Genomic DNA, 20,169 nt, shown 5'->3' on the forward strand with positions numbered 1-20,169 from the left:
GGCTACCTTCACGGTTCGAAGTACATGGAGCAGAGCCTAGAGCAGCATGCCACCATCCACCTAGTCTATTTTCCGCGTGTATAAACATTCATAACCGATATATGATCGGCCGATAATTCCAACAAAGAGCGGCACCCATGAACCTCAGCAAGGTCGACCTCAACCTGTTCATCGTGTTCGATGCCATCTACACCGAAGCCAACCTGACCCGCGCCGGGCAGATTGTCGGCATCACCCAGCCGGCGGTGTCCAATGCCCTTTCGCGGCTGCGCGAAACCTTCAACGACCCGTTGTTCGTGCGCACCGCGCAAGGCATGGTGCCCACGCCCATGGCGCAGAACATCATCGGCCCGGTGCGCAACGCCCTGGCGCTGCTGCGTACTTCGGTGCAGGAAAGCCGCATCTTCAACCCGCAACAGGCCAACAAGACCTTCCGCATCAGCATGACCGACCTGACTGAGGCGGTCATCCTGCCGCCGCTGTTCCAGCGCCTGCGCCGCCTGGCACCGGCGGTGCTGATCGAAAGTTTCCTGTGCAAGCGCCGCGACACCACCAAGGAACTGGCCGCCGGGCGCCTGGACTTCGCCATCGACGCGCCCTTGAATACCGACCCGCAAGTACGCCACATCAAACTGATGCAGGATCGCTATGTCTGCGCCCTGCGCCAGGGCCATCCATTGGCAGACAGCAAACTGACCCTGGAAAGCTACCTGGGCATGACCCATATCCATATCTCCAGCCGCCGCAACGGCCTGGGCTATGTCGACCTGGCCCTGGGCAAGATGGGCGTGCAGCGCAAGGTTGCCTTGCGCTCGCAGCATTACCTGATGGCCTCGCAGGTGCTGCAGCAGACCGACATGGCAATGACCGTTCCCGAGCGCTTCGCCCGCCGCCATCAGTTGCGCTACCAGCCCCTGCCGGTGGAAGTACCGGCGCTGGAGACCCACCTGTACTGGCATGAAAGCACCGACCAGGACCCGGCCAACCGCTGGATGCGCGAACAGATCACCGAGTTGTGCGAGCGCGTCGTCGCCGAGGAAGAGAAGGCGCTGGCACCGGCCTGAAGGGGTAGCCAATTGGTTTAGGGTGAAATCCGAAGCAGCCAAGAGAAAAATTTCCTACAAACTCATCAGCAGCTAGAATTATCTGTTTGAAGATTTGGAAAAACGGCCACAAGAAGCGAAAACCATCGCGTACGTGGCGGGTACGCTTGCGCCATCGATCGCCGATTTCACGGCAGCACACACGGACCCGCCCAATGCCTAGCGCCCCGCTCTACTTCGACTACGCCGCCACCACTCCGGTCGACGACCGGGTCATCGAAACCATGCTCGCCTGCCTCGGCAGCCAGGCCAACTTTGGCAACCCGGCATCCACTGGCCATGCCTTCGGCCAGGCCGCCCGCCAGGCTGTCGAGCAGGCCCGTCAGCAAGTGGCCGAACGCGTCGGCGCGCAGGCTGACGCATTGGTCTGGACATCAGGCGCGACCGAGTCCAACAACCTGGCGCTCAAGGGCATCGCCCAAGGCCTCGGCCAGCCCGGGCACCTGATCACCAGCCAGTTGGAACACAAGGCCGTGCTCGACACCGTGGCCGAACTGGAGCGCCAGGGCTGGGCGGTTACCCGCCTGGGAGCAGATGCCGCCGGCCTGATCCAGCCTGCAGCCGTGCAGGCGGCGTTGCGCGCCGACACGCGCCTGGTGTCGCTGATGGCGGTCAACAACGAGCTCGGTACGCTCACTGACGTTGCCGCGATTGGCCAACAGGTGCGCGCCCACGGTGCCCTGCTGCACGTGGATGCGGCGCAGGCGGTAGGCAAACTGGCCATCGACCTGAACCTGATGGCCGTGGACCTGATGTCGTTTTCGGCGCACAAGGTCTATGGCCCCAAGGGTATCGGTGCACTCTACGTCGGGCCGCGCGCACGCCCGCTGATGTGCGCGCAGATGCACGGTGGCGGGCATGAACAGGGCTTGCGCTCTGGCACCCTGGCGACCCACCAGATTGTCGGCATGGGCAGCGCTTTTGCCTTGGCCGGCCAGCCCGGCGATAGCGAGTACCAGCGCCTCGAGCAGCTGGCCGGGCGCCTGCGCGAAGGCCTGTTGGCGCTGCCTGGGGTCACCCTCAATGGCTGCGCCCGCCAGCGTATTCCGCATACGCTGAACCTGTGCATCGACAACCCGCGTTTCAACAGTGCAGCACTGGCCAGTGAGCTGGCATTGTCGACCACCTCCGCCTGCAATTCGGCAAGCAATGCGGCCTCGCACGTACTGCTGGCACTGGGGCTGGACGAACGTCGGGCACGCAACAGCGTGCGCCTGAGCATCGGCCGTTTCAGCAACGCGGCTGAAGTGGAGAAAGCGATCGAAGTGTTTGCCAGGGTGCTGGCGGCGGCAGCGGCGGCTCTCTGGTAAGCCCGCCCTAGAACAGCCGGCTGTCCGGCGTGAAGTCCTCGACGTCGAGCCTGGCACTGTGCGCCTGCGGATGCCGCGGGTTGAACAGGTAATTGATGGTTCTGGGCATGATCGCGCTGGGCACCGGCAGCAGCAATGCCGAACAGTCATCGAGGAAGCGGTTGCCCAGGCCGCGGGTAAGTTCGGTCTGCGTTGACCAACCGGGCTGCAAGGCTGGCAGTTGCGCTTGCGATACCGTGTCGGGCAACTCGATGCGCAGCAAACGCATGGTGGTGGGGAAATCCTCGGGGTCGATCTCCAGGTGCACCAGCACCTCGAGCATGGCACCGGCCGGGCTGGTGGCGGCATAGACCACCGGCCGCCCGGCCTGGTGCCAGCGGCCGCTGACACGCAGACCGCCGGTTCCGCTCAGGTCGGCATAGGCGCTGATTCGCCAGAGGATCACAAGCCAAAGCCTTCGGCGATCTGCAGCAGCATTTCCTCGACCTGGGTAGTACCTTGCTGGGTAGTGAGCATCTGCATCGGCGTCAACCCCGCGAAGCGCTCCTTGGGCTTGGACAGCCAGCGCTTGGCTTTGGCCGCGTCGCCGAACACGGCTTCGGCCATGGCGGTGATATGCGCCGAGCGGAACAGCCGGTCACTTTCCTCGACGGTCAGTGGCTGGTCACGTTCGATGCGCGACTTCAGGGTGCGCAGGGGAATGATCTGGTCACGCTCCACTGGCGTGAATACCCCGAGCTCGGTCAGCTTTACCAGCCAGGTGGCGGCAAACCCATGGGTGATGCGCGTGTGGATCTCGAAATCACTGGCAAGCTCGGGGATTTCCAGCAGCGCATGCAGGCGCACCCGGTACTCGTGGTAACCGTTGTCGCGAAGCACTTCGGCAAGCATGGCAAGCTCCTTTCCGGCGTTTGCCGACAAGTATGCGGTATTTGCCGAATACTTGCCAACCCGGTTGCCGAGCGGTCGAGCGCGGGAGCTTGATAAATGGCAGGGGGCCGCAGAGCGGCCCCGGCGATGTCACAGGAAAGTGAACACCTGCGAAGCTGGCAAGCGCGACTTGTTCAGCCCGGCATTGAAATCCGTCTCGCTGCGATACCCCAGGCTGAGGAGCACCACGCTGGTGAAGCCACGCTCGCGCAGGCCCAGTTCGGCATCGAGGATCTTGCTGTCGAAGCCCTCGATCGGTGTCGCGTCCAGGCCATGGGCCGCAGCCCCCAGCATGGCCGTACCGAACGCCAGGTAGGTCTGCTTTTCCATCCAGTGCTGCAAATCTTTCTGGTCAAAACGGTGCAGGTCGACGTAGTGCCGACGGCTCTGGTTCTGCGCGGCGCGCGCCTGCTCATCGCGGAAGCGCCCATCCGCTGCCTCCTGCTCGAGCACTGCGTTCAGGTGGGCCTCGCTCATCTCGGTGCGCGTGCAGAACACAATCACGTGTGACGCATCGAGGATCTTCGGCGAGTTGTAGGCAAAGCGTTCGGCAGTGCTCTTGGCCAGGCGCGCCTTGCCTTCAGCACTGTCGGCGACGATGAAATGCCACGGCTGCGAGTTGACCGAAGACGGGCTGTGGCGCAGTTGCTCGAGCAAGGCGTCGACAGTGGCCTGGGGAATGCGACGCGAGGCGTCATAGGCTTTGGTGGTGTAGCGGCGCTTGGCCAGCGAGACGGTATCCATGCAACAACTCCTGGAATCAACAAGGGATTTGCGGGCCATCCTATCTTCCCTGCAGAAAAGAAAAACCGGCACAATGCAACAACACTTTAACGCATGGAGTGAAAATGCTGCGCATCGCCGACCTCGAACTGTTCGTCCGCAGCAGCGTACTGGGCAGTTTCACCGCCGCCGCCCACGAGGCCGACTTGTTGCCCGGCCAGGTAGCTGCCGCGATCAAGCGCCTGGAGCGCGACCTCGATGTGCGCCTGTTCGCCCGCACCACCCGCAGCCTGCGCCTGACTGCCGAAGGCGAGCTGTATCTGCCGACCGCAGTGACCGTGCTGGAAAGCCTGCGCCAGGGCCGCGAAGACCTGCATGGCAACTCCAGCATGCTGCGTGGCGTGCTGCAGGTGTCGGCACCTTCAGACCTGGGCCGCAACCTGCTGCTGCCGTGGCTGAGCGCCTTTCGCCGCGAGCATCCGGCGCTGCACCTGCGCTTGTTCCTGTCCGACCAGATCGCCGACCTCAACCGCGACCCGGTGGACGTGGCTATCCGCTACGGCCTCAACCAGGACGCCAACTACATTGCCCTGCCCCTGGCCGACTGGAACCGCCGGGTGCTGGTCGCCTCGCCCGACTACCTCGCCCGCCACGGCCGCCCACTCACGCCTGAAGCCCTGCAACAGCACGCCTGCCTGCTGTACATGCAGCACAATCGGGTCTACGACAAATGGCGGGTGGGCAACCGTACCGTGCAAGTGCGCGGACCGCTGGTCAGCGACGATGCCGACGTGATCCGCCGCCTGGCCTTGCAAGGCGAAGGCATCGTCTACAAGTCGTGGCTGGATGTGAGCGCCAACGTGGTCGCCGGCGAACTGGAAATCATCCTGCCCGAGCACCTCGGTGAGGCTGCCCCGGTCACCCTGGTATGCCCGCACCGCAAGCAACTCACGCCCGCGATCAGGCAATTGCATGTGTGGCTGCGCGAACGCTTCGAGGCCCTGCGCACACGGGTGCTGAGCAACGGTTGCACAATCGTTCCAGACTGAGCCAGGCCTTTACGCTAAGGTGGGAATTTTCCACCCGGGCACGCCGCCAATGAGCAACTGGATCGACCTCAAGCAGGACGCCGATACCGGCATCGAGTCGGTCCGCGCGCATTTCGTCGGGCATGCCTACGACCCGCACTGGCACGACAGCTTCCTGGTCGGCGTGACCGAACAGGGGGTGCAGCAGTTCAACTGCCGCCGGGTACGCCATCGCAGTACACCGGGGCAGGTGTTCCTGCTCGAGCCCGGCGACATCCATGACGGCCTGGCACCGACCGCGGAAGGCTTCACCTATTCGACGCTGTACCTGCAGCCCGCCTGGCTCGACCAGCAACTGCGGGCGCTGTTCGAGCACGTGCCAGGCGACAGCCTGCCCAGCTTTGCCGATACCCTGTGCCAGGACGAACGCCTGGCCCGCGCCACCGCCCTCGCCTTCCGGGCCGTGCACCAGCAGGACTGGCGGATTGTGCGCCAGACCGCCATGGACGACCTGCTGGCTTGCCTGACTCGCCACCTGCATTGGCGCCGGCGCATCAACCCCGACCCGCGCCTGCCGCTGACCGCCCAGCGAGCGCGGGATTACCTGCACGCCCACCTGGCATGCGACATTGGCCTCGAAGACCTGGCCCAGGCCTGTGGCATCGACCGCTTCCGCCTGACCCGCGCGTTCAAGGCCGCATATGGCCTGGCGCCGCACGCCTACCTGATCCAGCTGCGCCTGGCTCGCGCGCGGCGCCTGCTCGCCGAGGGCCAGACACCCACCGAGGTGGCCATGGCCCTGGGCTTTGCCGACCAGAGCCACCTGGGGCGCTGGTTCCGCCGTGCCTACCAGCTGACCCCAGCCGACTACCGCAAGCGCTGCTCAAACCTTCCAGACTGAACGGCGGCAACCAGCCAGCATGGTGCTTCGTTCATCCGGAGCCATTGATCATGTCGCAGTCGCTGTTGCCTTTCATCCTGTTTGCCCTGGTGTCCAGCATCAGCCCCGGGCCAACCAACCTGTTGATCCTTGCGCATGGCGCCCGCGCTGGCCTGCGCGCGAGCCTGGCGCCGATCGTGGCGGCCTGTGGCGCAGCCGCCGCGATCGTGCTGATGGTCGGCCTGGGGCTGGGTGAGCTGCTGCTGCGCCACCCCCTGGCTCAGCAGTTGATGAGTGGCGCCGGTGTGCTGTGGTTGAGCTGGCTGGCGTGGAAGATGCTGCGCAGTGCGGGCGCCCCGCTGCAGGCAGCCACGGGGCAAGGTTTCAGTGCGCTCAGCGCGGCCGCGTTGCAGGTGGTGAACCCCAAGGTGTGGCTGATGGCCGTGGCCGTGGTCGGGGTGTTTGCCGCACCGTCGCTGCCGGTGTGGCAACTGGCGCTGGTGTTCCTGCTGATCGCCCTGCCGTGCATGGCAGCCTGGGCGCTGCTGGGGGCAGGCAGCGCGCTCTGGCTGCAGGCGCCGCAGCGGTTGCGGCTGTTCAACCAGGTGCTGGCAATGGTGCTGCTGGTGTCTGCGTGGGCTGCCGTGCTGGCCTGAACTGTCTGCGCAGGTCTGCGGGGTATCCGAGGAGCGCGTGCCTGCGTCAGCTCAGTGTGCCAGTGCCCCGCGGAACCGCGGTGCACTGGCAACCGCCAGCAGCAACCCGAGCACCGCCACGCTTCCGCCCACCAGGCCGATGTACGCCACGTCCAGCTGGCTGCTGACGATACTGCCGAGCAATGCGCCACCGCCGATGCCGATGTTGTAGATACCCGAGAACAACGCCATGGCCACGTCGGTTGCATCGGAGGCCAGCTTCAGGGTCTTGGACTGCAGCGACAGGCTGAAGCTGAGGATTGCCACACCCCAGAACATGCTCAGCACAGCGAACGCATAGAAATTGCCTGACAGCGGCAACAGCAGCAGCAGGCACGCCGCCAGCAGGCCGATCGAGCCGACCAGGAAGCCATGCGGGAAGCGCTCGCTGTAGCGGCTGAACAGCAACGAGCCGAATACCCCGGCGCCACCGAACAGCAGCAACAGCAAGGTGGTGCGTTCACCGCCAATCTGCGCCACATGCAAGGCGAACGGTTCGATGTAGCTGTAGGCCGTGAACTGCGCGGTAATCACCAACGTCACCAGCACATAGGTGATCACCAGCGCCGGGCGCTTGAACAGGATCGGCAGGCTGCGCAGCGAGCCGGAGTTCTGGCTGGGCAGCAGCGGCAGCGACTTCATCAGGCACAACATGGTCGCCAGCGCCACACCGGCAATGCTCAGGAAAGTCACCCGCCAGCCCAGTGCCTCACCCACCACGCGGCCCAGCGGGATGCCCAGGACCATGGCCAGGGTTGTGCCCGTGGCCAACAGGCCCAGCGCCTTGGCCTGCTGGCCCGGCGGCGCCACACGCACCGCCAGCGAGGCGGTGATGGCCCAGAACACCGCATGCGCCAGGGCAATGCCGATCCGGCTGACCAGCAACATGGCAAAGCTCTGTGCCAGCCACGACAGCAGGTGGCTGACAATGAACACCAGGAACACCAGCAGCAACAGGCGCCGCCGCTCGATGTTGCGGGTCAGCAGCATCATCGGCAACGAGGCCAGCGCCACCACCCAGGCGTAGATCGTCAGCATCAGGCCGACCTGGGCGGTGCTCATGGCGAAGCTGCGGCCAATGTCGCTGAGCAGCGCCACCGGGACGAACTCGGTGGTATTGAAGATGAACGCAGCCAGGGCCAGGGCAATCACGCTCAGCCAGCTGCCGCTGCCGGCCGTAGGGGGCATTTGGGTGGGTATGGGTCCATTCATGGGTTGCAACCGGTTCTCCGCAGACAAGGCAACAGACCGCGCGCCGGCCACCCGGTTGCACTGGGTGTCGACGTACGCTTTGTTATTGGAAGGAATGCCCGGCATGGTACGCGTCACACCCGGGCCTCACAACCGCGCATCGGGCAGAAGGAGTACCATGCGCGCTTTGTGTGAAACCTGTATGCAACTTGGAGCCCGACCCGCGCATGGACAAGCAGCCTCCCCAGCAACAGTGGCACCAGGCGGTCACCGCCTACGCCCAGGCCGTCAACGACTACGTCGCGCGGGGCCGCGCGCACGGCTGGGACCACCTCGAAGCACCGCAGGCCGCTGCCACCGAGCACTTGCTGGAGGCCTGGCTGGCAGCCCTGCAGGCGGCCAACCGCCCCGGCGTTGATGACCAGCAGCGCCAGGCCTTCCGCGAGGCCTGGCCGCCTGCGCACCATCCCTTGCTGCCGTTGCTCGATACCCACGGCCAGAGTATCAGCAGTGTCCTGCTGCTGGATGACGGCAGCCTGCTGGCGCGCATCGGCATGCCCTATGAAAAAGGCCAGGTCGTACATATCGACAACCTCGGGGTAACGCCGGTGATCGGGGTCGAGCATTTCGGCCGCTGCCCTGGGCGTCGCTACTTCGCGCTGGCCAATGCCGAAGGCATACGCGTGACCGATGGCTGGGGCGGCCCCCAGGTACAGCGGTTGGCCTGGCCGACGGGACTGGAAGGGTTGCCGGCAGGTTACCCGTTCGAGCCGTTCGAGTTGCCACCCACTCCTTCCGCACTGATCCCCTTCCCGGATGGCCAGCGGGTACTGCTGGTAAGTGCCGAAGGTATCTTCCTGCTCACCTGCCAGGGTGCGACCCGGCTGCTGCCGCAGCAGGCACGAGTGCTCGATGAACTGGCCGAAGGCACCGACCCGGACGACATCAGCCTGGGGCTGAGCATGGAGCACGGTGCGGTGTCGGCGGACGGCCGCTTGATTGCGGTCGGTGAACAGGGCAGCCGCCACCTGGTACTGGACGACCAGCTCAGGCCCGTTGCCGCAATCGGGCCGGCCAGCGAATACCCGCACTTTGCCCTGTTCAACCGCACGGGGGACCAGTTGATACTCAACGCCTGCCATTTCTACAGCGGGGCCACGTTGGCAGTCAGGGTGGCCGACCTGCCGGGGCTGGATACCGATTATTACAGCCAGGACCCGCGTACCCCACAGGTGCAGGAGGGCGCACGGGTGTATGCCGCCGTGGCGCGTGACGGCGAATACATCGTCGGCGATGCCTATGGTTACCTGCGGGCGTTTGGTGAAGACGGCGTGGAGCATTGGCAGCATTACCTGGGCTCGACCATCAGCGCGATGGATGTCAGTGCCGATGGGCGGACGCTGGTGGCGGCCAGCCATGCCGGGTTCGTTTCGCTGATTGCGCTGGACAGCCAGCGGCCAGCCTGGCAGATCGGCACCGGGGACCATGGTGAAGTGCGGCGCTGGTTGTTCTGGAAGGGCTGGGACAGGCCGATGGCCTGGTAACCGTGCGCGTAGCCCCGCGCCCGCGGTGCATGGACCAGCGGGAGCGGGATTGCCCGAGCATCAGCCCTGAAGTGTGGCCATGTCGATGACGAAGCGGTACTTCACATCGCCGGCGATCATCCGCTCGTAGGCCTGGTTGATGTTGCGAATATCCAGCAGTTCGATATCACAGCGAATGTCGTTCTCAGCACAGAAATCCAGCACTTCCTGGGTTTCGGCAATCCCGCCGATCAGCGACCCCGCCAGCACCCGACGCTTCAACACCAGATTGGCCGCATGCAGCGCGGGGTCGATCGGTTCGATCAGGCCCACCAGAATATGCACGCCATCGAACTTCAGTGTTTCCAGGTAGGGGTTGAGGTCATGCTGGACCGGGATGGTGTCGAGCAGGAAATCGAACCGCCCGGCAGCCGCGCGCATCTGCTCGGCATCGGTAGACACGATCACATGGTCGGCGCCCTGGCGACGCGCCTCGTCGGCCTTGGCCTGCGAACGGGTGAACAGCGTGACCTCGGCGCCCAGGGCCTTGGCCAGCTTGATGCCCATGTGGCCGAGGCCTCCCATGCCGAGAATGCCAACCTTGTGGCCAGGGCCGACGCCATGGTGCTTCAGTGGCGAGTAGGTGGTGATCCCGGCACACAGGATCGGCGCAGCGCTGGGCAGGTCCATGCCGGCCGGGATGCGCAGCACGAAATGCTCGTTGACCACGATGCTGCTGGAGTACCCGCCCATGGTATTGCTGCCGTCGACCCGGTCCGGAGTGGCGTAGGTCATGGTCGGGCCTTCAAGGCAGTACTGTTCCAGGTCCTTGGCACAGGCGTCGCAATGGCGACAGGCGTCGACCATGCAGCCAACGCCAACCAGGTCACCGACCTTGTGCGCAGTCACTTTGTCCCCGACTGCGGTGACCCGGCCGATGATCTCGTGACCAGGCATCAGCGGGTACACGGCAATGCCCCATTCGTTGCGTGCCTGGTGGATGTCGGAGTGACACACGCCGCAATACAGGATCTCGATGGCGACGTCGTCCGGGCGCGGGCTGCGGCGCTCGAAGGTGATGGGGGCCAGGGGGCTGGTTGGCGTCTGGGCGGCATAGCCGATGGCAGTGTACATACAGGGCCTCGCTGTGGAGTGAAACGATTCAGGCGGCGCATTTTGCGCGCCATGTACCGCCCCGCCCACCGCAGATCCTCCGACATTCATGCCTGATTCTCCGAAGATGCCCTGCCGCAGCTGGCGCCCAGCCTCTAATCTGCGATGATCAAACTGTCTGATTCTCTGCCCTGGTCCACCATGCAACTGACCCGCCACGTCGACGCCAACGCGCCGCTTTGCGCGCTGATCCGCAGCCTCGCCACACGTCCAGGCTTCGTGCCCACACACCTGCCCCAGGTACAAGTACTGAGCTGGGACCATTACGTGGCCAGCAGCCCGCAGATCTACGAACCCAGCCTGATGATCCTGGCTCAGGGCAGCAAACTGGCACGCCTAGGGCTTCGAACCTTGGAGTACGGCGCCGGGCATTACCTGGTGCAGGCATTGTCGGTGCCGTTCATGTGCGAAACCTTCGCCACCCCCGAAGCGCCCTTGTTGGGCGTGGCAGTACACATCGACCGCGGCGTGCTCGGGGAGCTGGTACAAAGCATGGACCTGGCCGCGGATGCAGCGGTGCAGGCACAAACGCCGCAATCGATGACTTCGGCGGCGCTCGATGCACCGATGCGCGAATGCGTGGAACGCCTGTTGCACTGCCTGCAGGACCCGCTGGATGCCAAGGTGCTGGGGCCAGCGCGGGTACGCGAGGTGCTGTATACCGCCTTGCGTGGCCCACAGGCGGGCGTATTGCGGGCATTGGTCGAGCAACAGGGACATTTTGCCCGCATTGGCGCCGCCCTCGCCCACCTGCGCGAGCACTACGCCGAGCCACTGAGCGTGGAGGCGCTGGCTGCGCGCGCCAACATGAGCGTTTCCACCTTCCACGAACATTTCAAGCGCTGCACTGACATGGCGCCGATGCAATACCTCAAGCGCCTGCGCTTGCTCAAGGCACAGCAGATGCTGATTGGCGAAGGCCTGGGGGTGGCCCAGGCTGCCCACCGGGTGGGGTACCAGAGCACCTCGCAGTTCAGCCGCGAATACAAGCGCCAGTTCAACCGCAGCCCCGGCGACGAATTACCCTATCAAAGCTTGCCGGTTTGAGCTGATGGGCTTTGCAGCCGGGCAATCTCGAACCTTCACTGGCGCTCGACCATCGCCATGATGGCGGCCTGCAGTTCGGCCTTGGCCGCCTCAGCTTCCAGCTCTCCCGCCGCAGCCGCCTGTGACAAGGCATCCGCTGCCCCCACCAACAGGCGCATGCCAGCAGCCCCGACGGTACCGCTGGGGGAAAAGCCGGCCAGCGCCTCCCGGCATTTGTCCAGGAAGGGCTGCTCATAGGCCCGCTTGAGCGCTTCCATCTCCGGCGACCCGGCCAACGCGGCCGAGACACCGGGTATTTCCAGCCCCTGGCTCATCACGCAGTCGACGTAGGCCTCGGCTATCACCCTGGCGCGGCTGGCCAGGCTGGCGTCACAGCGCGCCAGGGCCTGTTCCAGCATTCGAGACTGGCGGGCATCGTATTCCTGATACAGCGCCACCAGCAGCCCGGTACGGGTTTCGAAATGGTCATAGACCACCGGCTTGGTCACTCCCGCCTGCTCGGCCAGACGGCCCAGGCTGAGGGCATCGGTGCCCTCCTCGCGCACCAGCTGCCAAGCCATGTCGAGCAGCTGGCGACGGCGCTCGTCACGGCTCAGGCGCTTGCGCGAGCGGGTTGGATCATCGCTTGACATCACTAACCTACCAAAAGTAACTTACTGGACGTAACTTACCTTGAGTATATAGCGCTGAAGGTAACCCTGCATCCTCATCCAGGAGATTCACCATGCACGCCCTGATCGTTGTCGGCCACCACGACCCTCACTCATTGACCCACGCCCTGGCCCGGCAGGTCGCCAATGGCCTGGCCGAAGCCGGCCACAGCAGCGAAATCGCCGACCTCGCCAGTGAAGGTTTCGACCCCCGGTTCGGCCTGGCCGACCATGCCGTGCACCGCCGCCTGGCTGCCCCGCCGGCGGATGTGCGCAAGGAGCAGGCACGCATCGAACGCGCCGATGCCCTGGTGCTGGTGTACCCGATTTACTGGTGGTCGCTGCCAGCCTTGCTCAAGGGCTGGGTTGAGCGGGTGTTCAGCAACGGTTGGGCGTTCGACTATGACGGCAGCACCACCGTGAAGAAATTGCGCGGCATGAAGGTGCACCTGGTCGGCGTCGCCGGCGCCGACCGCGGTACCTTTGAACGGCATGGCTATGGCGAAGCGATGCGCGTGCAGATCGAGCACGGCATCTTCGACTATTGCGGCGCCGAGGTGCTCAGCTCCACCCTGCTGGAAGACAGCGAAGGTATGAACCCGGCCCCGCATTTGGGCACGGCACGCGCACTGGGTGAGCGCTTGTTCGCAGATTGCGAAGTGACGGCCTGAATCAGTTCGACAGCGGCCACTGCGCCAATGGCCAGTAGGCCCCCTTGCGTGACTCGTAAAGGGTGAAATGGCGGGCAGCGAGGTAAAAATCCGGCGCGCTGCTGGCCTCTGGCGGCTGGCCACGAAAATCCCTGGCCAGTGTCAGGTGCGGGCGATAGTCGCGGCTGGCCGCTTCCACCCCGAGCGGCAGCAGCGCTTGCTGCAGGCCATACACCAGTTGCAACAGCGTCGCGGGGCTCTGCTGCGCCTCCAGTACCAGCGCGCCGGCCCGCGGCCACACCTGCAAGCGATCGAGTCGCAGGCGAGGTGGCGTGGCCGGTAGTGCCAGCTGATCGGCCGCTGCGCAGATTGCCGGCACCTGGGCGGTGTCCACGTCGCCGAGAAACAGCAGCGTCACATGGAAGTTGGCGGCTGGCACCGGCTTGCCGCTGCGCAGGATCAGACTGCTTCGCCACTGGGCCAGCGCCCGGCGCTGGGTATCACTTACCGGCAAGGCGAAGAACAACCGCTTGAAGGGGGTACCAGTGCTTCGTACATCCTGAATCATGGGAACTCCCTAGCATGAAACGTTTGCGCAAGACTGTAGGGTATTACACCTAAGTCGCCCCGGTGTTTCGTAACAATAGTTACAAACTATCCCCATGATTGTTTATGCTGGCGGGCTAATGCCATGGCGCATGGCCATTTTTCGACAAGTAAACGTCCATGAAAATTGCACTCGTACTCCTCTTCGCCCTCTCGATCGCCTATGTTCACCTGCGCGGTCGGGTTCGCCACAAGCTGACCCGCCAGCTGGGTGATCACTCCAGCTTCCTGGCCCCGGTCAACAGCTTCCTGTACCTGTTTTCCAGGCACCCGGCCAAACCTTACCTGCCGGTGGAAGCCTTCCCGGAACTGCAGACGCTGCAGGACCACTGGCAGGAGATCCGCGAAGAGGCGCGCCAGCTGCTGCATGTGGGCGAGATCAAGAAGTCCGACAATTACGATGACGTCGGTTTCAATTCCTTCTTCAAGACCGGCTGGAAGCGCTTCTACCTGAAGTGGTACGGCGAAAGCCACCCGTCGGCGATGACCCTGTGCCCGCGCACCACCGAGCTGCTCAAGGGCATCGGCACGGTCAAGGCCGCGATGTTCGCCACCCTGCCACCGGGCGCCAAGCTGGTACGTCATCGTGACCCGTATGCCGGCTCGTACCGCTACCACCTGGGCCTCGACACGCCCAACGATGACGGCTGCTACATCGACGTGGACGGCGAAAAGTACTCGTGGCGCGATGGTGAAGGTGTGGTGTTCGACGAGACCTACATCCACTACGCGGCCAACACTACCGAGCACAACCGCATCATCCTGTTCTGCGACATCGAACGCCCGCTCAAGTACCGCTGGGCAACTGCGTTCAACCGCTGGTTCAGCCGCAACGTCATGGCCGCCGCCGCCGCGCCCAACGATGCGGGCGACAAGACCGGTGGCATCAACCGGCTGTTCACCCGTATCTACAAGATCCGCGAACGGGGCAAGGCGCTGAAAAAGCGCAACCGCACCCGCTACTACCTGGAAAAGTGGGCGTTCGTCGCTGCACTGGTGCTGGTGTTCATCTACATCTGAGCGGCCCGCTGGCAATTGCACAAGCGGCCGGGTCTGGCCGCTTCAACGCTGGCCAGCACCAAAGTACAAGTCCCACTTGCCGCGCTTCGACTAGCCTGAAAGCTCCACTCGCAACCTTACCAAGGTGAAGACAATGAGCATGATGGACTGGGACGCCTACCGTAAGCAGTTGATGGCCGGCATCGGCGATCTCAAGCAACTCTCCCCCGACACCGTTGCCGGCTACATGACCGCCAGCGGCGCCGGCGCCAAGACCAACCACCTGGATGCCAAGACCCGCGAGCTGATTTCCCTCGCCGTGGCCGTGACCACCCGCTGCGACGGCTGCATTGCCGTGCACTCGCAGCAAGCCGTAAAGCACGGTGCCAGCCGCGAGGAAATCGCCGAGGCCCTCGGCGTGGCCGTGGCGATGAATGCCGGTGCTGCACTGGTCTACTCGGCACGGGCCATGGATGCGGTGGGCAAGGCGACCGACTGAGCGCAATCGGCGTCGCCGCCCTTGCGCGACGGCGCCGCGCCCACCAGACTGGGCGGCCCAGCCCTTGCAGGAACCCGCATGATCCATATCCGCCCCATGATGGCCGACGACTTCGAACGTTTCTGGCCTACCTTCCAGGCTGTCGTCCAGGCCCGCGAAACCTACGCCTTCGACCCGGCGCTGAGTTTTGAACAGGCGCGCCAACTGTGGCTGGAAATGCCGTTGCGTACGCTGGTCGCCGAGGACGACGGCGAATTGCTCGGTTCGTACTACCTCAAGCCCAACGCCGCCGGGCCTGGGGCGCACGTGGGCAATTGCGGCTACATGGTCTGCGAACGCGCCCGTGGCCGGGGTGTGGCGCGGTTGATGTGTGAACACTCGCAGAAACTGGCGCGCCAGGAGGGCTTTCTGGCCCTGCAGTTCAACTCGGTGGTCGCCACCAACGAGGTGGCCGTGGCGTTGTGGCACAAGCTCGGCTTCGAAACCGTCGGGCGTCTACCCAAGGCCTATCGCCATGCCAGCCTGGGGCTGGTGGACTGCCTGGTGATGTACAAGTGGCTGGCGGATGAACCGGTGCTGGAGAAACCGCCGTTGCTGATCGGGCGCAAGAATATCGAGGCTCGGGTTTCACGGCGGCGCGGGCGCTAGGCGCGCCTTCCAGAACTGGGCTTTTCGCGGGCACGCCCGCTCCCGCAACTATCGCGCGGCTCGCCAGGCCGGCGCTGTAGCTGTGGGAGCGGGCGTGCCCGCGAAGCGGCCGGCACAGGCAAAAAACGCTACCAACCGGGAATTTTTAGTTATAAGATAACGTTTCATTTGACATTCATTCCTAGCAGCGACCCGCCATGACCAGCGCCAGTGCCACCCCCACCCTGCTCACCCAGCGCCTGCAGAGCATCGATGCCCTGCGCGGCCTGGTGATCCTGTTCATGCTTCTTGACCACGTACGCGAAACCTTTTTCCTGCATCGCCAGGTCAGCGACCCGATGGCCATCGACGCCACCGAGCCCGCGCTGTTCTTCAGCCGCACCCTGGCCCACCTGTGCGCCCCGGTGTTCGTCCTGCTGACCGGCCTGTCGGCCTGGCTGTACGGCGAAAAGCATCAGGGCCGCGGCGACGTCTCGGCATTCCTGTTCAAACGCGGGCTGTTCCTGGTGGTGCTGGAGTTCACCCTGGTCAACTTCGCCTGGACCTTCCAGCTGCCGCCCAGCGTCATCTACCTACAGGTAATCTGGGCCATTGGGATCAGCATGATGGTCTTGTCGCTGCTGGTCTGGCTGCCACGTGGCGCACTGATCGCCCTGGGTGCAACCCTCATCGCCGGCCATAACCTGCTCGACACTGTGCACTTCGAAGTCGGATCGGCGCTGCATGTGCCTTGGGCGATCCTGCATGATCGCGGCTGGCTGGAACTCTCCGACAACCTGCGCCTGCGCACCTCCTACCCGGTTCTGCCTTGGCTCGGCGTGATCGCCCTGGGCTATGGCCTGGGCCCGTGGTTCGCCCGCCACAGTGATGACACTCGGCGCCAGCAACGCTTGCTGCTGGCCGGCCTGGCCGCCTTGCTGGGTTTTGTCGCGCTGCGCCTGTTCAACGGCTACGGCGAGGCCCCGTGGAGCGTCTACCCCGCCCTTACGCAAACCCTGATGAGCTTCTTCAACATCACCAAGTACCCACCGTCGCTGCTGTTCCTGGCACTGACCCTGGGCTGTGGCCTGCTGTTGCTGCGCGCCTTCGAACGCGCCGGGCAGGCGCGCTGGATCAATGGCCTGGCGGTGTTCGGCGCGGCACCGATGTTCTTCTACTTGTTGCACCTGTATGTGCTGAAGCTGCTGTACCTGGCCAGCGTGGCGCTGTATGGCCGCAACCAGGGTGACTACTTCGGTTTCGACGGCATCACCGCCGTGTGGCTGGGGGCACTGCTGTTGGCGTTTTCGCTGTACCTGCCAGTGCGCTGGTTCGCCCGGCTGAAGGCGCGGCGGCGCGACCTGGCCTGGCTGAAGTACTTGTGAAAAGCGTTTTCAGCCGGCGGCGCGATGGTCTACCATGCCGGCCGCCGGTTTCCATCACGGAATCAATAGGGAATCCCAGGCCCAAGCAAACGGGCCAAACGGAACTGCCCCCGCAACTGTAGGTGCCGAGCCTGCTCCAACGATGCCACTGGGTCTACCCCGGGAAGGCCGGAGCCAGGCCATGACGCACCAGTCAGGAGACCTGCCGGCCTACATTCACCAACCGGCGGGGTGTCCGGGATTGGCCATCTGTGTTGCCCTGCTGCCGCAGGGCTCGGCGATGCCTGTCCGTGTGTTCCTCACCAGAACTGTCCGATAGGAGATCGCCCAGCATGCTGCCCCGTTTTGCCACCCTGCTCGCCGGCCTCGGCCTCACCGGCCTGGCGCAGGCCGCAGCTACCCATTACCCGCTGACGATTGACAACTGCGGCAAGCCGCAGACCTTCGCCCAGGCACCGGAACGCGCCGTCACCATTGGCCAGGCCAGTACCGAGATGCTCTACGCACTGGGGCTGGGCGACAGGCTGGCAGGCACTTCACTGTGGTTCAACAACGTGCTGCCCGAGTACCAGGCACAGGATGCCAAGGTACCGCGCCTGGCCAACAACGAGCCCAGCTTCGAGGCAATGGTCGGCAAGCGCCCGCAACTGGTTGCGGTGCAGTTCGAATGGATGGTCGGTGCCCAGGGCGCGGTGGCCACCCGCGAACAGTTCGACGAGCTGCAGATCCCCACCTACCTGCTGCCGTCGGATTGCGAAGGCAAGGACAACCTGGTCGGCGCCGACGGTACCCGCCTGCAGGCGTTCCAGGTCGACAGTATCTACAAAAGCATCAGCCAGCTGGCCGAGATCTTCGACGTGCAGGCGCGCGGCAGCGCCCTCAACGCCGAGCTCAAGGGCCGCCTGGACAGCGCCAAGGCACAGCTGGTCGGCAAGGACTTGGCCAGCACCTCGGCGCTGTTCTGGTTTTCCAGCGCCGACCTGGGCATCGCGCCCTATGTAGCGGGCCGCCAGGGCGTTGCCGATTTCATGCTGCGCACCCTCGGCGTGCGCAACGTCGTCACGTCCACCGAAGAATGGCCCACCGTCGGCTGGGAAACCCTGGCCAAGGCCAACCCCACCTGGCTGATCATTGCCCGCATGGACCGCCGCCGCTACCCTGCCGACGATTACCAGAAGAAGCTGGCGTTTCTGCGCAGCGACCCGGTAACCCGCAACATGGAAGCGGTGAAGCACAACCGCATCATCGTCCTCGATGCCGATGCCATGCAGGCCGGCATCCGCCTGTTCAGCGGCCTGCAGACCTTGTCGGCCGCCTTCGCCAGCGGCAACCCAGGCCAGTGATCATGCGCTTGTCATTGTTCATCACGGTGGCCCTGGCGGCACTGCTGGTAGCCGTGCTGGCCGGTACCGCCATTGGCGAGAGCAACCTGGCACCTGCTGTGGTCGCCCAGGTTCTGGCCAACCAGCTGTGGCAGGCCGGTTACCCGGTCGACCCGATCGACGCCGGGATCGTCTGGAACTATCGCCTCACCCGCACCCTGGTTGCCGCAGCCTGCGGCGCCGGCCTGGCCACCTGCGGCGTGATCCTCCAGGCGCTGTTGCGCAACCCATTGGCCGAACCGTACCTGCTGGGGTTGTCTGCTGGCGCCTCGACCGGGGCAGTACTGGTCGGCCTGCTGGGCTTCGGCAGCCTGGCGTTGAGCATGTCCGGCGGTGCTTTCATCGGTGCCCTGGCGGCGTTCGCCCTGGTGCTGGTCCTGGCTCGCGCGGCCGGCAGCGGCGCCAACAACGCCCAGGTGATCCTCGCCGGCATCGCCGGTTCGCAACTGTTCAACGCCCTCACCGCCTTGCTCATTACCATGTCGGCCACTGCCGAGCAGGCGCGCGGCATCCTGTTCTGGCTCCTGGGCAACCTCAGTGGCGTACGCTGGCCTTCGGTGTGGCTGGCCGTGCCCGTGGCGGTGTTCGGCTTGCTGATGTGCCTGTGGCACCGGCGCACGCTGGATGCGTTCACCTTCGGTGCCGACTCGGCGGCATCGCTGGGCATACCGGTGCGGCGTACCCAGTTGCTGCTGATCAGCTGCGCAGCGCTGGTTACCGCGGTCATGGTGTCGATCGTCGGCGCCATCGGCTTCGTCGGGCTGGTGATCCCCCATGCGCTGCGCCTGCTGCTCGGCCCGGGGCACAGCCGCCTGCTGCCCGCCAGCGCGTTGGGTGGCGCATTGTTCCTGATTGCCGCGGACATCCTGTCGCGCACCCTGATCCCTGGCCAGGTCATCCCCGTGGGGGTGGTCACCGCACTGATCGGCGCACCGGTGTTCGCGTTGATCCTGGTCAGCCGTCGGGGGCGCCCATGACCGCCATGACCGCGGTGAACCTCTCGCCGCTGAGTTGCCAGGGGCTGGGCCTGCAGTTGGCTGGCAATGCCGTGTTGCACGAGATAGACCTGCACCTCATCGCCGGCGAGACGCTGGGCATCGTCGGCCCCAACGGCTCCGGCAAGTCCTCATTGCTGAAAGTGCTGGCCGGGCTGCGCAAGCCAGCCAGCGGCAGCGTGCAGTTGCTCGGCGAAGCGCTGGCGCGGTTGCCCCGTCGGCGTATCGCCCAGGCCCTGGCGCTGGTCGAACAGCAGGCCGACACCCTCGATGCGATCAGCGTGTTCGACGCCGTTGCCCTGGGCCGCACCCCCTGGCTGTCGGCACTGGCGCCGTTCTCGCCGGAAGACCACGCGATCGTCGAGCAGGCCCTGGCTGACCTCGATGCGCTGCACCTGCGTACGCGCCTGTGGGGTTCGCTGTCCGGTGGCGAGCGCCAGCGCGTGCATATCGCCCGTGCCCTGGCACAGCGGCCACAGGTATTGCTGCTGGACGAGCCGACCAACCACCTGGATATCCAGCACCAGCTGAGCCTGCTGCAACAGGTGCAAGCCTTGCCGGTGACCACTCTGGTGGCGCTGCATGACCTCAACCAGGCGCTCACCTGCGACCGCCTGGCAGTGCTCGACAAGGGCCGCCTGGTTGCCCTCGGCAAGCCAGCCGAGGTGCTGACCCCGGAACGCCTGCTGAGCACCTTCGGCGTGCACGCCCATTACCTCATCGACCCCTTCGACGGTGCACGCATCCTGCGTTTTCGCACCCCCTGAACAGGA

General features: G+C 64.9%; 22 protein-coding genes and 1 riboswitch. Of the genes, 15 read left to right on the forward strand and 7 right to left on the reverse strand.

Annotated elements, in window-relative coordinates:
- Positions 1–137: 137 nt before the first annotated feature.
- Both JKP78_RS04135 and JKP78_RS04140 read left to right on the forward strand, forming a co-directional pair.
- Complete coding sequence (locus tag JKP78_RS04135; protein WP_200626110.1) at positions 138–1,064, forward strand: LysR family transcriptional regulator; 927 nt, start codon at positions 138–140, stop codon at positions 1,062–1,064.
- A 194-nt stretch (positions 1,065–1,258) separates the two neighbouring features.
- The gene (locus JKP78_RS04140; RefSeq protein WP_186684595.1) at positions 1,259–2,413 is read left to right on the forward strand and encodes a cysteine desulfurase family protein; all 1,155 of its coding nucleotides are present in this window, start codon (positions 1,259–1,261) and stop codon (positions 2,411–2,413) included.
- Between the two features lie 7 nt (positions 2,414–2,420).
- Here JKP78_RS04140 and JKP78_RS04145 read toward each other — a convergent pair whose 3' ends face one another.
- The 3 genes from JKP78_RS04145 to nfsB form a co-directional block, all read right to left on the reverse strand.
- Positions 2,421–2,858, reverse strand: a complete 438-nt coding sequence (locus JKP78_RS04145) for an RES family NAD+ phosphorylase (RefSeq protein WP_186684593.1) — start codon at positions 2,856–2,858, stop codon at positions 2,421–2,423.
- The gene (locus tag JKP78_RS04150) at positions 2,855–3,304 is read right to left on the reverse strand and encodes an antitoxin Xre/MbcA/ParS toxin-binding domain-containing protein (RefSeq protein WP_186684591.1); all 450 of its coding nucleotides are present in this window, start codon (positions 3,302–3,304) and stop codon (positions 2,855–2,857) included. The genes JKP78_RS04145 and JKP78_RS04150 overlap by 4 nt, the downstream gene beginning before the upstream one ends.
- 129 nt (positions 3,305–3,433) lie before the next feature.
- Positions 3,434–4,087, reverse strand: a complete 654-nt coding sequence (gene nfsB, locus JKP78_RS04155; RefSeq protein ID WP_200626111.1) for an oxygen-insensitive NAD(P)H nitroreductase — start codon at positions 4,085–4,087, stop codon at positions 3,434–3,436.
- A 104-nt stretch (positions 4,088–4,191) separates the two neighbouring features.
- On the opposite strand from nfsB, the gene JKP78_RS04160 reads away from it, so the two are divergent.
- Genes JKP78_RS04160 through JKP78_RS04170 form a run of 3 tightly spaced genes read left to right on the forward strand, consistent with a single transcriptional unit; the run spans position 4,192 to position 6,630 of the window.
- Positions 4,192–5,115, forward strand: a complete 924-nt coding sequence (locus tag JKP78_RS04160; RefSeq protein WP_200626112.1) for a LysR family transcriptional regulator — start codon at positions 4,192–4,194, stop codon at positions 5,113–5,115.
- A gap of 49 nt (positions 5,116–5,164) precedes the next feature.
- The gene (locus JKP78_RS04165; protein WP_186684584.1) at positions 5,165–5,995 is read left to right on the forward strand and encodes an AraC family transcriptional regulator; all 831 of its coding nucleotides are present in this window, start codon (positions 5,165–5,167) and stop codon (positions 5,993–5,995) included.
- Between the two features lie 50 nt (positions 5,996–6,045).
- On the forward strand, positions 6,046–6,630 hold the full coding sequence (locus JKP78_RS04170) for a LysE family translocator (protein WP_186684582.1): 585 nt from the start codon (positions 6,046–6,048) through the stop codon (positions 6,628–6,630).
- A 51-nt stretch (positions 6,631–6,681) separates the two neighbouring features.
- Here the strand turns inward: JKP78_RS04170 and JKP78_RS04175 are convergent, their stop codons facing one another.
- Positions 6,682–7,881 (reverse strand): sugar transporter, encoded by a 1,200-nt coding sequence (locus JKP78_RS04175; protein ID WP_200626113.1) that lies wholly within the window; start codon positions 7,879–7,881, stop codon positions 6,682–6,684.
- Between the two features lie 206 nt (positions 7,882–8,087).
- Here JKP78_RS04175 and JKP78_RS04180 point away from each other — a divergent pair, with 206 nt between their 5' ends.
- Positions 8,088–9,404, forward strand: coding sequence for a hypothetical protein (locus JKP78_RS04180; RefSeq protein WP_200626114.1), 1,317 nt, complete (start codon positions 8,088–8,090; stop codon positions 9,402–9,404).
- 60 nt (positions 9,405–9,464) lie between these two features.
- Here the strand turns inward: JKP78_RS04180 and calA are convergent, their stop codons facing one another.
- Positions 9,465–10,517, reverse strand: a complete 1,053-nt coding sequence (gene calA, locus JKP78_RS04185; protein ID WP_186684576.1) for a vanillin reductase — start codon at positions 10,515–10,517, stop codon at positions 9,465–9,467.
- Between the two features lie 180 nt (positions 10,518–10,697).
- Between calA and JKP78_RS04190 the strand changes: the two genes are divergently transcribed.
- On the forward strand, positions 10,698–11,603 hold the full coding sequence (locus JKP78_RS04190) for an AraC family transcriptional regulator (RefSeq protein WP_186684574.1): 906 nt from the start codon (positions 10,698–10,700) through the stop codon (positions 11,601–11,603).
- Between the two features lie 35 nt (positions 11,604–11,638).
- Here the strand turns inward: JKP78_RS04190 and JKP78_RS04195 are convergent, their stop codons facing one another.
- On the reverse strand, positions 11,639–12,235 hold the full coding sequence (locus JKP78_RS04195) for a TetR/AcrR family transcriptional regulator (RefSeq protein WP_170029320.1): 597 nt from the start codon (positions 12,233–12,235) through the stop codon (positions 11,639–11,641).
- A 92-nt stretch (positions 12,236–12,327) separates the two neighbouring features.
- Between JKP78_RS04195 and JKP78_RS04200 the strand changes: the two genes are divergently transcribed.
- Positions 12,328–12,924 carry an NAD(P)H-dependent oxidoreductase gene (locus JKP78_RS04200; protein WP_186684572.1) on the forward strand — a complete coding sequence of 199 codons (597 nt, stop codon included), beginning with the start codon at positions 12,328–12,330 and terminating at the stop codon, positions 12,922–12,924.
- A 1-nt stretch (position 12,925) separates the two neighbouring features.
- Here the strand turns inward: JKP78_RS04200 and thpR are convergent, their stop codons facing one another.
- On the reverse strand, positions 12,926–13,471 hold the full coding sequence (thpR, locus tag JKP78_RS04205; RefSeq protein ID WP_200626115.1) for an RNA 2',3'-cyclic phosphodiesterase: 546 nt from the start codon (positions 13,469–13,471) through the stop codon (positions 12,926–12,928).
- Positions 13,472–13,629: 158 nt separating this feature from the next.
- Here thpR and lpxO point away from each other — a divergent pair, with 158 nt between their 5' ends.
- From lpxO to JKP78_RS04240, 7 genes are all read left to right on the forward strand, one after another.
- Positions 13,630–14,529 (forward strand): lipid A hydroxylase LpxO, encoded by a 900-nt coding sequence (lpxO, locus tag JKP78_RS04210; protein WP_170029316.1) that lies wholly within the window; start codon positions 13,630–13,632, stop codon positions 14,527–14,529.
- 133 nt (positions 14,530–14,662) lie between these two features.
- Positions 14,663–15,007 carry a carboxymuconolactone decarboxylase family protein gene (locus JKP78_RS04215; RefSeq protein ID WP_170029315.1) on the forward strand — a complete coding sequence of 115 codons (345 nt, stop codon included), beginning with the start codon at positions 14,663–14,665 and terminating at the stop codon, positions 15,005–15,007.
- Positions 15,008–15,085: 78 nt separating this feature from the next.
- Positions 15,086–15,655 carry a GNAT family N-acetyltransferase gene (locus JKP78_RS04220; RefSeq protein WP_170029314.1) on the forward strand — a complete coding sequence of 190 codons (570 nt, stop codon included), beginning with the start codon at positions 15,086–15,088 and terminating at the stop codon, positions 15,653–15,655.
- Between the two features lie 197 nt (positions 15,656–15,852).
- On the forward strand, positions 15,853–17,019 hold the full coding sequence (locus JKP78_RS04225) for a DUF1624 domain-containing protein (RefSeq protein ID WP_200626116.1): 1,167 nt from the start codon (positions 15,853–15,855) through the stop codon (positions 17,017–17,019).
- Positions 17,020–17,047: 28 nt separating this feature from the next.
- Positions 17,048–17,243: riboswitch (cobalamin riboswitch) on the forward strand.
- A 108-nt stretch (positions 17,244–17,351) separates the two neighbouring features.
- On the forward strand, positions 17,352–18,362 hold the full coding sequence (locus tag JKP78_RS04230; protein WP_200626117.1) for an ABC transporter substrate-binding protein: 1,011 nt from the start codon (positions 17,352–17,354) through the stop codon (positions 18,360–18,362).
- A 2-nt stretch (positions 18,363–18,364) separates the two neighbouring features.
- Complete coding sequence (locus tag JKP78_RS04235) at positions 18,365–19,378, forward strand: FecCD family ABC transporter permease (RefSeq protein WP_200626118.1); 1,014 nt, start codon at positions 18,365–18,367, stop codon at positions 19,376–19,378.
- Positions 19,375–20,163: an ABC transporter ATP-binding protein gene (locus JKP78_RS04240; protein WP_200626119.1), complete on the forward strand. Its 789-nt coding sequence runs from the start codon at positions 19,375–19,377 to the stop codon at positions 20,161–20,163. Before JKP78_RS04235 ends, JKP78_RS04240 begins: the two co-directional genes overlap by 4 nt.
- Positions 20,164–20,169: the final 6 nt, after the last annotated feature.

Source organism: Pseudomonas sp. LAM2023 (genome assembly GCF_016620375.1).
Classification (GTDB): Bacteria; Pseudomonadota; Gammaproteobacteria; order Pseudomonadales; family Pseudomonadaceae; genus Aquipseudomonas; species Aquipseudomonas anuradhapurensis.